This is a genomic window from Tardiphaga sp. vice304 (assembly GCF_007018905.1).
GTDB lineage: Bacteria > Pseudomonadota > Alphaproteobacteria > Rhizobiales > Xanthobacteraceae > Tardiphaga.
On record NZ_CP041402.1, the window covers coordinates 4,077,727 to 4,090,007 of the forward strand.

A 12,281-nucleotide genomic window follows, 5' to 3' on the forward strand; every position below is an offset into this window, starting at 1 on the left:
GCCGAAAACTCGCCACGATTGCGCTTGGATCGGCGTTAATCCAGCGGCGGCAATGCGTTACCGGTCTGTCCTGTTAACGATGATTAAGAATGTCTTAACCGAATCCATTTCATTCGCGCGACCAAGCCAATAGGATGTTTGCGGGAATAGCGGACAAGCCGAGCGACCGGCCGTTCGCGGCAATCTCTCGCGGGGTACATGGGGCAAGTTCCCTTGTGTAGCGAGAATTGCGCGGTGTTCCGGATGCGTAAACAAGGGGCGTGGGACGAAGATGGCAAACAACACAAAGAAGGCCAAGGATCCGACGGAAGTTGCGCTGTCTGCCATTCAGGAAGCCTTGAACATCAGCGACGCGCCGGTCGATCGCGATGCTCCGGCGGTTCGCCACGACAGTCCGATTTCCAGTTCCGCCTACGACGAGAGCGCCTTTGAGCCGCGCATCACCGACCGGCCGAGTTTCGACGCGCCCGACGAGGCGCGGTTTTCGCGCCGCCCGGCCAATGACGATCGCGAGACCATCGGCCAGATCCTGCAGGCGATCCAGAAGGGCCGCCCCGCCCGCAACGTCTACACGCTGGCGACGTTGTTTGCCGGCGTCTGGGTGGCCGGCGCCGGGTTGCTCACCGTCGCGTTCCTGCCGTCGCTGCAGGCCTTCATCGGCCAGGGTTCCGGCGGCACGCTGGCGCTGGCCGGCCTTGCCGTCTTGTTCTTCGCGCCGGTCCTGCTGTTCTACTTCCTCGCCAGTCTGGCGTGGCGCGGCCAGGAACTGCGCATGATCGCGCAGTCGATGGCGCAGGTCGCAATCCGGTTCTCCGAACCCGAAGGGGCCGCCAGCGATTCGATGGTCACCGTCGGCCAGGCGATCCGCCGCGAAGTAGCCGCCATGGGCGACGGCGTCGAACGCGCGATCGCGCGCGCCGGCGAACTCGAAGCGCTTGTCACCAACGAAGTCTCCGCGCTGGAACGCGCTTACTCCGACAATGAAGTCCGCATCCGCGCGCTGCTGCAGGACATCGCGCATCAACGCGACAACCTGGTCGGCCAGGCCGAGCAGGTGCGCTCGGCGATTTCCGGCGTGCAGATCGATCTGCGCCACGACATCGCGCTGATCTCGGACGCCATCGCCTCGCGCGTCGATGAGGTCGCCAAGTCGATCACCGGCGCGCTGGAAGAGCGCGGCACCCACATCACCCAGGCGCTGAGCCACGCCGGCGACAACATGATCCTGGCGCTCGGCGAGCGCGGCGGCGACCTCCTCGACCGGCTCGAGGAAGCCAGCGCGGAAACCACGCGCGCCGTGCTCGATGCCAGCGAACGCCTGACCTCCAGCCTCAACTTCAAGACCGGCCACGTCCACGACGAATTCGTCGACCTTGCCGATCGCGTCCACGACATGCTGAACGAGCGCCTGGACCGCATCACCAGCGATTTCGAGGCACGCTCCACCGGCATCGTCGATCGCGTCTCCGACCGCACCGAACTCATGCACGATTCGCTGCGTAATTCGAGCGACTCGCTGCTACTGGAACTGGAGCTGCGCAGCGGCGATCTGGTCAGCAAGATCGACGAGGCCGGCAACCGGCTGGCGACCCAGGTCCTCAACAGCGGCGACAAGGCTTCCGAAGCGCTCGACGTCACCGTCAACGCGCTGGTCGCCAAGGTCGTCAGCCAGACCGAAACCGCGCACGACTCGCTGGCTTTGCAGATGAGCGCGTTCGACGGACTGGTGCGCGACCAGGGCTCCGAACTCGCCGAGAAGTTCTCGCGCGACTCGGGCACGCTGGGTGCGTTGATCACCCGCCACATCTCCGAATTCGACCGCACCGTCAAAACCTTCGGCGGCGAAGTCGTCGATCGCCTGGGCCAGCGCACCCAGGACATCAACGAAACGCTGAAGACCTATGTCGACACCTTCGACACCCGCGTCACCTCGAACAGCGGCGCGCTCTCCGCGACGCTCGATGCCCGCCTCGTGGAGTTCGAGACCGTGTTCGGTTCGCGCGTCACCACGCTCGACGCCTCGCTCGACGACAAGATCCGGACCTTCGACGAGACCGTCGATGGCCGCCTCAAGAACCTCGAACAGGCCTTCGATGCCCGCGCGCAGTCGGTGACCGAGACCATCGACAACCGCCTTGAGAATCTCTCGGTGTCGCTGTCGGATGGCGCGGTCCAGGCCGTCAATTCGATCGATGCCCGCCTGACCCACCTCACTTCGACGCTGACCGAAGGCACCAACCACGCCGTCAGCACCGTCGATGCCCGCCTCACCCATCTGACGTCGTCGCTGACCGAAGGCGCCGTGCATGCGATCCATGCGATCGACGATCGTCTCAGCTACTTCACCACGACCCTGACCGAAGGCACCACGCAGGCGATCGAAGCCATCGACCGACGCATCGCCAGCGTCAGCGAGACGATCGACGATCGCAGCAATCACCTGACCGACAGCGTCACGGCGCGCTTCCAGGCGATCCACCACGGCTTCGAGGGCCGGATCGGCGTCGTCGCCACCGAGATCGATACCCGCGTCGGCCAGTTCGAGGAGCTGCTCGGCTCGCGCATCGAGGCGGTCGCCGGACGCATCGAAACCTCCGGCCGCACCGCGAGCGACCAGCTCATGGCCCGCGCCGAAGAACTCTCGACGGGGATCAAGAGCCATGTCGAGAGCGCCGAACGCTCGCTCACGCAGCTCGTGGTATCGACCAGCGAAACCATCCAGGCCGGTACCCGCGCCGCGCAGGATTCGCTGCTGTCGGTGGCCGGCGATGTAGGCTCCCAGCTCCGCCTGACGGCGACCGATGTCGAGACCACGCTATCGACCGTCAGCGCCAATGCTGCGAGCTCGATCCTGTCCAGCGCCCGCGAAGCGCAGGCCACGCTGATCGACTCCTCGTCCGAGGCGTCGGCGCAGATCAAGTCGCTGTCGGCCGATGTCGAGCGCACCCTGACCGCGGCCGGCGCCGCCACCGCGATGTCCGTCACCAGCGGCGCCCGCGACGCGCAGTCTACCCTGCTGGCCACCACCACCGAGGTCGCCCAGCAGATCCAGTCGCTGTCGGCCGACGTCGAGCGCACCCTGACCGCCGCCGGCTCCGCGACCGCCGACTCCATCCTCGCCGGCGCCCGCGCCGCGCAGAGCACCCTGGTCACCGCCTCGACCGACACCTCGCAGCAGGTCCGGACACTGGCCGCCGATGTCGAACGCACGCTGATCGCTGCCGGCAACGCCAGCGCGGAGTCGATCCTCGCCAGCACCCGCAATGTGCAGACGTCGCTGATCGACGCCTCGTCGGAAGCTACCAACCACGTCCGCAACCTCGCCGCCGACATCGAGCGCAGCCTGACCGGCGCCGGCAGCACCACCGCCGATGCAATCATCGCCAGCGCCCGCCAAGCGCAGTCGGTGCTGGCCGAGGTCTCCACCGAAGCCGCCGACCACGTTCGCAACCTCGCCGCGGACGTCGAACGCAGCCTCACCGCGGCCGGCAACGCCACCGCGGAGTCCATCGTTGCCGGTGCCCGCGAAGCGCAGACCACGCTGGTCAATGCCTCCTCGGACGCCACCACCCAGGTCCGGTCGCTGGCGATCGACGTCGAGCGCAGCCTCGCCGCCGCAGGCGCGGATGCTGCCGCCTCGATCGTCGGCAGCGCCCGCGACGCGCAATCCTCGTTGACCACCTCTTCCGCCGATACCGCCGAACAGATGAAGGCAATCTCCGCCGAGATGCAGCGTCTGCTTTCGGCCACCACCGCCAGCACGACGGAAAACATCCAGGCCAGCGCCCTCGCCGCGCAGACCTCGCTGGTCGCCGCTTCCAACGAGATCAGCACCAAGATCAAGACCACCTCGTCGGAGATCGAGCGTTCGGTGTTCGCCGCCTCGGGCAGCTTCGGCACCACGATGACCGGCAAGACCGACGAGATCGTCTCTTACGTGCAGCAGCAGACCGACCGGCTGTCGCAGATGGTCGATGCCAAGCGCGGCTCGCTGGTCGAGGCGCTCGGCTCCAAGGCCAATCAGCTCACGATCGATATCGATCGCGTCACCGCCGATGCGCTGAAGGCGATCGAGAGCCGCGGCCACACCTTTGCGCAATCGATGGTGACGAACTCCTCGGATGTCGCGCGCAGCATCACCACTGCCGGCGAACTGGCCTCCGGCGCCGTCAACAAGTCGCTGAAGGACCTCGAGTCCAGTTCGCGTGCGGCGATCGAGCAGTCCCGCCAGGTGTCGATCGCGGCCGTGACCGAGATGCAGGAAACCAGCAAGATCCTGCGCACCGATACCGTTGCGCTGTTCGAGCGGCTGCGCGAGGGCAACATCCTGCTGCAGGAAGTCCTGACCGGCGCGCACGACAACCTCAACTCGCTGGAGCGTGCGCTGGTCACCCGCGTCGCCGACTTCGTCTCGACCATGAACGACGTCACCTCGCGCAATGGCGTGGCGACGCAGATGCTGGACGATCAACTCACCACCTTCACCGCGAAGACCTCGCGCGCGCTGGAAGATCTGAGTTCGCTGTCGACCGAGTTCGAAAGCCACGGCCGCGCGCTGGTCGATGCCTCGAGCCTGGTCGAGCAGAGCAACCGCACCACTTCGGTCTCGGTAAACGAGCGCAAGGCGGCGCTGGAATCGCTGGTCACCACCATCGACGCCCGCACCAACGACCTCGATCAGCGCCTGACCCGCTTCACCGGCCTGCTCGATGAATCGCTGGCCGCCGCCGAGGAGCGCGCCCGTGACATCGCCCGCGTCGTCGCCGAAACCGCCGGCGCCGGCTCGACCGCGATCAACCGCCAGTTCGAGGCCGTGCGCAGCGCCGCCGAGGAAGAGCGTCGCCTGACCTCGCAGGCGATGGCCGAGATCTACCAGCAAGGCACCCAGGAAGCCGATGCGATGTTCAAGCAGTCGGCCGACAAGTTCGCCTCGATGGTGGCGAGCATGAAGTCGATGGCCGCCGAAATGCATAACGAGCTGGAGAACACCCGCAGCGAATTGCGCCGCGGCGTGTTCGAGATGCCGCAGGAGGCCGCCGAAAGCACCGCGCAGATGCGCAAGGTGATAGTCGACCAGATCGAGGCATTGGCCGAACTGAACCGGATCGTCGCCCGCCACGGCCGCGGCGCCGATGTTGTGCAGACCAATCGGGCCAGCGTGATGCGAGAAGAAGAGCCGGTGATGGCTATCGCCAACGCGCGCAGCGAGCCGGTGGCCCGCAACGAGCCGGCCCCGCGTCCGGCGCCGCGGCCGGCGATGGGAAGCTCTTCGAGCCTGCCGATGCCGGATATCGGCGGCCCCGCGCCGCGCCGCACCGAAGCGCCGCCGGTCGCCCCCTCAGGCTCCGACGAGGGCCGTGACGGCTGGCTGTCGGACCTGCTTGGCCGCGCCGACCATGGCGAGGAAGACCGCGAGCCGCCGCGTCGCGCGCCGGCGCCGCAGCCCGCCGCCTCTGCCAATCCGCTGGATTCATTGTCGCTCGACATCGGCCGGCTGATGGACCGTACGCTGGCGGCCGAGATGTGGGATCGCTACCAGCGCGGTGAGCGCAAGGCGTTTAGCAAGCGGCTCTACACGCCGGCCGGCCAGAAGGCGTTCGACGAAGTCAGCCGCAAGTACCGCGCCGACCGCCCATTCAAGCAGACGGTGGACCGCTACATCACCGAGTTCGAACGCCTGCTCGACGAAGTCGCCCGCGACGAACGCGGCCCGGCGGCGCTGCGCAGCCACCTGACCTCGGAAACCGGGCTCGTCTACACGCTGCTCGCGCATTCCGCGGGCCGGCTGGGCTAAGTTCGGCGCAACTATCAAATGCAAAAGCGGAGGCAGCGATGCCTCCGCTTTTTTGTGTCGTAGACATTCGAAAACATGGAACGCGCCGCGGCGCATGGTCCCCCTCCCCCTCGCGGGGAGGGTCGGCCGAACGAGCGATGATGCAATAGCATCATCGAGAGTGGAGGCCGGGGTGGGGGTGCCACGGGGCGACAGAGCTTGTGGCTACCCCCACCCGTCACGTTTGTTCGCGGAATTTATCATCGGGCCGGCGAAGCCGGACCCGGTGGATCTCAACGCGCCACCCTCCCCGCAAGGGGGATGGGAAAAGATCCGCGCTCGCGGAGTCGTTCGCGCTCCAATTGCCGAAGCAATCGCGCCTACAAAAACCCGATGCGCTGGGTGAAATTCCGCGTCTGGCCCACCGCGATGTGCATCACGCCGGGCTTGTCGGCGAACTCGCCGTCGAAGTCCACCGGGCTCGCCCAGCCCTGCCACGGCTCGATGCAGATGAACGGCGCGCCCGACGGCTTCGACCAGATGCCGAGCTCGTGGAAACCCTGCCAGTCCATCAGGATGGTCGGGCCGCCCGGCCCGCTATAGCTCAGCGAGGTCGAGGCAAGCTGGTCGATGATCACCGCGTCCTGCGCAAACAGCGCTTCCGACAGCGCCAGCGCGCCGCCCTGCACCGGCGTCGGCTCAGACCTGGCGCGCAGCAGCCCGTCCGTGAGGCGACGGATCGGCGCCGGCTCGGCGGTGCCGAAGGTGATGCAATGATCCTCCTTGTCGGCGCCCGCCATCAGCGGCCAGTTGAACGCCGGATGAGTGCCGATCGAGGCCGGCATCATCTCGTGGCCGGAGTTGGTGATCGCGTAAGTGATGACGAGATAGTCGCCCTCGATCGCGTAAGTGACGTCGAACTGAAACGCGAAAGGGTATTTGGCGCGGCTGGCCTCGTTGTCGCGCAGCACCAGCGAGCAGGAGGTACGTCCCTGCCCGGCCCAGGCGAAGCGCTGGTCGCGGGCGAAGCCGTGCTGGGTCATCGCATAGGTCTGGCCGCGGTGGCGCAGCACGTCGCCGTTGAGGCGGCCGACGATCGGAAACAGGATCGGCGCGTGGCGCGGCCATTCCGGACCGGCCTGCCACAGAACTTCAAAACCGTTGATGTTCTTCAGTGAGCAGAGTTCGGCGCCATTGGCCTTGATGGTCGCGGTGACACGGCCGTTACTGATGGTGTATCGGTCCATCTCATCCATGCGTCACCCCAAATTATTGTCGCCGCCTTCTTGGCGGAGCAGGTTCAGCCGCCTGCGACGGCGGCGCCGCGGCCGGCGCAGGCTGGGTGCCAGAACCGGTACTGGCACCGAACAGCAGGCGCGTCGGATTGCGGTCGAGATTGTTCACCGCGCGGCTGATGTCGGCGAGCGTGCGGCGGCCGTCGAGGATCAGCGCGCCGGAGCGCTTGTCGAGATTTTCCGTCAGCTCGTAGAACGACTTCACCGCCGCCGTCAGCTGGCCGCCATCCTTGCCGCCGGCCAGCGTATCGAGGCCGAGCAGGATGTTGTCGGTGCGCGCGACGACGCCGTCCGCCTTGCTCATGATGCCGTCGGTCTTGCCCATCACGCTGTCGATCTTCAGCATGATGCCGTCGATCACTTCGGAGTTGCGCGCCAGCGTGGCGGTGAAGGTCTCGACGTTGCGCAGCGAGTTCTTCAGCGATTCCTGGTTCTCGTTGACCATGCGGTTGACGTTCTGCAGCGTCGCCTTGATGGCCTGCGAGATGTCCTGCACCGAATCCGGATCCGCCGTGAGCACGCGGACGCCATCGGTGTCGGTCGGCACGGCGGGCGCCGCTTCGTCGCCGCCCTTCAGCGAGATCGCGGCCACGCCGGTGAGGCCCTGGAATTCCAGGCCGACCAGCGTGTCCTTGCGGATCGGGGCGTTGTTCTCGACCATCGTCAGCGCGACCACGCGCCTAGGATTGTCCAGCTTGACCGATACGACCTCGCCGACCCGGATGCCGTTGAAATTGACGCTGCCGCCGTTGCGCAGGCCCGAGGCCGCGCCTTCGAACACGATCCGCAGCGGGGTGCGCAGCTTGGTCGAGTGCAGATTCTGGAACCACAGCACGAAGCCGAACGCCGCGGCAATCACCGCCAGCGTGAATGTTCCGATCAGGACGAAGTTCGCCCGCGTTTCCATCAAACCAACTCCAGTAACTAAACGAGGACAGCGCGTGCGCGCTTGCCGTGAAAATATTCACGCAGCCAGGGATGCTCCGACGCCAGCATGTCGTTCATCGTGCCGTGCGCGATGATCTTGCCGTCGCCGAGAACCGCGATGCGGTCGCAAGCGGTATGCAGGCTGTCCAGATCATGGGTTACCATGAATACGGTCAGGCCCAAAGTTCGTTGCAGCGTCCGCACCAGTTCGTCGAACTCACCGGCACCGATCGGATCGAGGCCCGAGGTCGGCTCGTCGAGGAACACGATCTCCGGATCTAGCGCGAGCGCGCGGGCCAGCGCGACGCGCTTGATCATGCCGCCGGACAGTTCCGACGGCATCCGGTCGGCGACCTCCGGCTTGAGACCCACCATCGCCAGCTTGGCGATGGTGATCTCGTCGAGCAGGCGCTCCGATACTTTGAGGTATTCGCGGATCGGGAACTGCACGTTCTGCCGCACGCTGAGCGACGAGAACAGCGCGCCATGCTGGAACAGGATGCCCCAGCGCCGCTCGACGCCGCGGCGCTCCTTGGTATCGGCGCCGTCGAGGTCGATGCCGAACACGTCGATCTGGCCGGACAGCTTCGGCACCAACCCGATGATGGTCCGCATCAGGACCGACTTGCCGGCGCCGGAGGCGCCGACGAAGCCGAGGATCTCGCCGCGGGCCACGTCGAGGTCGAGGCCATCCAGCACGCGGCGCTCGCCGAACTTCACCGTGAGGCCGTTGACGCGAATGATGGGTTCGTGTGTCGCAGCCGGCATGTCAGATCCCGATCGCGGCAAAGAAGATCGCGAAAACGCCGTCCATCACGATCACGAAGAAGATACCCTTCACCACCGACGAGGTGGTGTGCTGACCGAGCGACTCCGCGCTGCCCTGCACGGTGAGACCCTCGACGCAGGCGACGATGCCGATCACGGCGGCCATCACCGGCGCCTTCAGCATGCCGACGGTGAAATGGTTGATCGAGATCGCATCGCGCAGCCGGGCGAGAAACGCTTCCGGATCGACGCCGCCATAGGCCCACGCCACCAGCCCGCCGCCGTACAAAGCGGCAATGCCGCCGAGGAAGGTCAGGATCGGCAGGCCGATCACCAGCGCGATCATGCGCGGCAGGATCAGGACCTCGATCGGATCGAACCCCATGGTGCGCAACGCATCGATTTCCTCGCGCATTTTCATCGAGCCGAGTTCGGCGGTGTAGGCGCTGCCGGAGCGGCCGGCGACCATGATGGCCACCAGCAGCACGCCGAGTTCGCGCAGCACCAGGACGCCGAGCATGTCGACGACGAACACGTCGGCGCCGAACTGGCGGAAGTGGAAGATGCCCTGCTGCGCGACGATGCAGCCGATCAGGAAGGTGATCAGCACCACGATCGGCACCGCGTTCCAGCACACCTGTTCGAGGTGGTGGATCATCGAGGTGAAGCGGAACCGCGACGGATGCAGGGTGACCCGCGTCAGCGCAGCCAGCACCGCGCCGATCATCCCGACCAGCGCGATCACCGTGGCGCCGACGCCGTACACGGCACGGCCGATGCGGTCGAGCATGGCGGTCAGCGCCGACGGCGTCGGCTCCGGGGCGCCGGCCGGCTGGACGCGGCGGACTTCGTCGACCAGGCTGGAATAGTTCGCCGACAGCCCGGCGATCTCCGCCTCGGCCCCGCCATTGGTGAGGCTGCGGCGCAGGCGCTCGATCAGCCAAGCGCCGAAGGTGTCGAGCTTGGACACCTCCGAGACGTCGATGAAGATATTGGGGCGGCTGCCGGTGAGCTTTTCGGCGTCGGAGACGATCTGCTCGAGATCCGGCGCGAACCGCGCCGTCCACGATCCCGAAGCGCACAGCGCCAGCCCATCGCCCCTGGCGATCTGTTCAAGGTTCGGCCCGCCGCTCACACTTTGCTCCTGGATTTCGTCCGCACCCGCGATTTTCAAGCCGCTGGGGCCGGTTCCGCCCTGACAGACACGGATAATGCGTCCCAAACAAGTTCACGGCCGGTCCAGACATACCTATACGCAATGGATAGTTCTATTTTGTTAACGTTAAAGGTGATCCGATAGGGCTCCTTCGGAGACCACACCTTGCCTGGTATCGACATGCCGAACCTCACCCTTCTCACCGCCCGGATCGAACACTGGCCGATCGCCGGTGCCTTCACCATCAGCCGCGGCGCCAAGACCGAGGCGGTCACCGTGGTCGCCGAGATCCGCCGCGGCGATGTGACCGGGCGCGGCGAATGCGTGCCCTATGCGCGCTACGGCGAGACGCCGGAGGCGACGCTGGCCGCGATCCTGGCGATGCAGGACCGGTTCGGCGCCGGGCTGGACCGGCTGGCGATGCAGACCGTCATGCCAGCCGGCGCCGCCCGCAACGCGCTGGATTGCGCCTTGCTCGACCTCGAAGCCAAGACGGCCGGAAGGCGGATTTGGGACGTGCTGGGCCGGAACGAACCGCACCCCTGCACCTCCGCCTATACGATTTCGCTCGGCACCCCCGACGCGATGGCGGCGGCGACCGCCAAAGCGGCGTATCGCCCGCTGCTCAAGATCAAGCTCGGCAGCGACGATGATGCCGCCCGCATCAAGGCTGTGCGTCGCGAAGCGCACGAGAGCCAGCTGATCGTCGATGCCAACGAGGCCTGGACCCCGGAGAACCTCGAACGCAATCTCGCCGCCTGCGAGGAAGCCGGCGTCACGCTGGTCGAGCAGCCGCTGCCGGCCGGACAGGATGACGCACTCGCGCATGTTCGCCGGCCGATGGCGGTTTGCGCCGACGAAAGCGTGCATGAATTGTCGTCGCTGGCCGGGCTGCGCGGGCGCTACGATGCCATCAATATCAAGCTCGACAAGGCCGGCGGCCTGACCCAGGCGCTGTCGATGGCGGATGCGGCAGAAGCGCTGGGCTTCGAGATCATGGTCGGTTGCATGGTCGCGACCTCGCTGTCGATGGCGCCGGCCATGCTGCTGGCGCCGCAGGCGCGGTTCGTCGATCTCGACGGTCCGCTGCTACTCGCCGCCGACCGTGACGACGGGCTGCGCTACGAGGAAAGCACCGTCTATCCGCCCGACGCTGCACTCTGGGGCTGATCGCGGGCGACATAGGGCGCATCGGCGCGGTGCCGCCCGAACCACATCGCAGCGGCCCCCGCCAGCGCCAGCGCCGCCATCGCGTAATAGGCGCCCTGCCCGTAGCGCGCATAGATGAGGCCGGAGACGATCGCCGCCGAACTCATCACGATGCCCGTGCAGGCGGTGAGATAACCCTGCGCGGTGGCGGTGAAGTGGCCCGGCACATGCCGCACCAAGAGCCCCATGATGCCGACCTGGGTCAGCCCGAAGGTCAGGCCGTGCATCGCCTGAACGGCCGCGAGCACTGCGATGTCCGGCTGCTGCGCGGTGATCACCCAGCGGATCAGGCCGCACAGGCCGCCCAGCACCACCAGCAGCGGCGGGGCCCAAGTAAAGCGCGGCGAGGCCGCGAACACCACGATCTCGGCCAGCACACCGAGCGACCACAGGCCGGCGATGGTCAGTCCGCCTACCCCGGTGCTTTGCCAGGTGATCGAGGCGAAAGTGTAATAGGCAGCATGGCTGCCCTGGATCATCGCCGAGGCCGCCATGATGGTGAGAAAGCCACGTTCGCGCAGCAGCGACCTGGACGAGACCGCCGTTCGCGCCGGGCCGGGTGTCGAGACCGGCTCGAGCCGCAGACTGGCCAGCGCGCCCAGCATGGCCATGCCGGCGATGATCCAGATCAGATGTCTGGCCGCAATCACCTCGACCAGCAGGCCGCAGGCCAGCGCGCCGACCACGAAGGCCGCCGAGCCCCACAGACGCATCGGCCCGTAATCCAGGCCATAGCGCGCGACGCCCTTGAGCGCGTAGCCGTCGGTGAGCGGCACCAGCGGCGTCCAGGCGCAGGCGGTGAGCGCAAAGGCGATCAGGATCAGGATCGGCGTCTCGAGCAGGCCGACCACCGAAAAACCCAGCGCGGTGAGGAATGCCGTGCCGATCATGGCGCCGCGCAACGCGCGATGTCGCTCGGCCAGCCCGGTGATGAACGGCAGCACCGTAAAGCGGGTCACGGAGGGCACCGCGGTGATCAGCCCGATCCAGGACGGATCGATGCCGACTGCCTTCAACCAGACCGGAAAGAATGGCAGGTAAGTGCCGACGGAGCCGAACACCGCGCCGTAGAACAGTGCCAGCCGCGTGGCGAAGCGCCGGCCAGCCATTTGCGAAGCGATCGGGGGCGCGGATTCGGCTATCATCAGTCCAT

7 protein-coding genes are annotated in these 12,281 nt (G+C 66.7%); 2 read left to right on the forward strand and 5 right to left on the reverse strand.

Annotation, left to right across the window (positions count from 1 at the left end):
* The first annotated feature begins 271 nt into the window (after positions 1 to 271).
* The gene (locus FNL56_RS19440) at positions 272 to 5,794 is read left to right on the forward strand and encodes a hypothetical protein (RefSeq protein WP_143574624.1); all 5,523 of its coding nucleotides are present in this window, start codon (positions 272 to 274) and stop codon (positions 5,792 to 5,794) included.
* 359 nt (positions 5,795 to 6,153) lie between these two features.
* Here FNL56_RS19440 and FNL56_RS19445 read toward each other — a convergent pair whose 3' ends face one another.
* The 4 genes from FNL56_RS19445 to FNL56_RS19460 are packed head-to-tail and all read right to left on the reverse strand — an operon-like array spanning position 6,154 to position 9,898.
* Positions 6,154 to 7,029, reverse strand: a complete 876-nt coding sequence (locus tag FNL56_RS19445) for an aldose 1-epimerase family protein (RefSeq protein WP_143574625.1) — start codon at positions 7,027 to 7,029, stop codon at positions 6,154 to 6,156.
* Positions 7,030 to 7,042: 13 nt separating this feature from the next.
* The gene (locus tag FNL56_RS19450; RefSeq protein ID WP_143574626.1) at positions 7,043 to 7,975 is read right to left on the reverse strand and encodes an MlaD family protein; all 933 of its coding nucleotides are present in this window, start codon (positions 7,973 to 7,975) and stop codon (positions 7,043 to 7,045) included.
* A 17-nt stretch (positions 7,976 to 7,992) separates the two neighbouring features.
* The gene (locus tag FNL56_RS19455; RefSeq protein WP_143574627.1) at positions 7,993 to 8,763 is read right to left on the reverse strand and encodes an ABC transporter ATP-binding protein; all 771 of its coding nucleotides are present in this window, start codon (positions 8,761 to 8,763) and stop codon (positions 7,993 to 7,995) included.
* A gap of 1 nt (position 8,764) precedes the next feature.
* On the reverse strand, positions 8,765 to 9,898 hold the full coding sequence (locus FNL56_RS19460) for an ABC transporter permease (protein WP_143582248.1): 1,134 nt from the start codon (positions 9,896 to 9,898) through the stop codon (positions 8,765 to 8,767).
* Positions 9,899 to 10,099: 201 nt separating this feature from the next.
* Here FNL56_RS19460 and dgcA point away from each other — a divergent pair, with 201 nt between their 5' ends.
* Complete coding sequence (gene dgcA, locus FNL56_RS19465) at positions 10,100 to 11,089, forward strand: N-acetyl-D-Glu racemase DgcA (RefSeq protein WP_143576267.1); 990 nt, start codon at positions 10,100 to 10,102, stop codon at positions 11,087 to 11,089.
* Here the strand turns inward: dgcA and FNL56_RS19470 are convergent.
* Positions 11,059 to 12,273: an MFS transporter gene (locus FNL56_RS19470; protein ID WP_143582249.1), complete on the reverse strand. Its 1,215-nt coding sequence runs from the start codon at positions 12,271 to 12,273 to the stop codon at positions 11,059 to 11,061. The two genes, dgcA and FNL56_RS19470, sit on opposite strands and share 31 nt — an antisense overlap.
* Positions 12,274 to 12,281 lie beyond the last annotated feature (8 nt).

Coding starts and splice junctions, on each gene's coding strand:
- FNL56_RS19440 (WP_143574624.1), top strand. CDS start 272: ATGGCAAACAACACAAAGAAGGCCAAGGATCCGACGGAAGTTGCGCTG.
- FNL56_RS19445 (WP_143574625.1), bottom strand. CDS start 7,029: ATGGATGAGATGGACCGATACACCATCAGTAACGGCCGTGTCACCGCG.
- FNL56_RS19450 (WP_143574626.1), bottom strand. CDS start 7,975: ATGGAAACGCGGGCGAACTTCGTCCTGATCGGAACATTCACGCTGGCG.
- FNL56_RS19455 (WP_143574627.1), bottom strand. CDS start 8,763: ATGCCGGCTGCGACACACGAACCCATCATTCGCGTCAACGGCCTCACG.
- dgcA (WP_143576267.1), top strand. CDS start 10,100: ATGCCGAACCTCACCCTTCTCACCGCCCGGATCGAACACTGGCCGATC.
- FNL56_RS19470 (WP_143582249.1), bottom strand. CDS start 12,273: ATGATAGCCGAATCCGCGCCCCCGATCGCTTCGCAAATGGCTGGCCGG.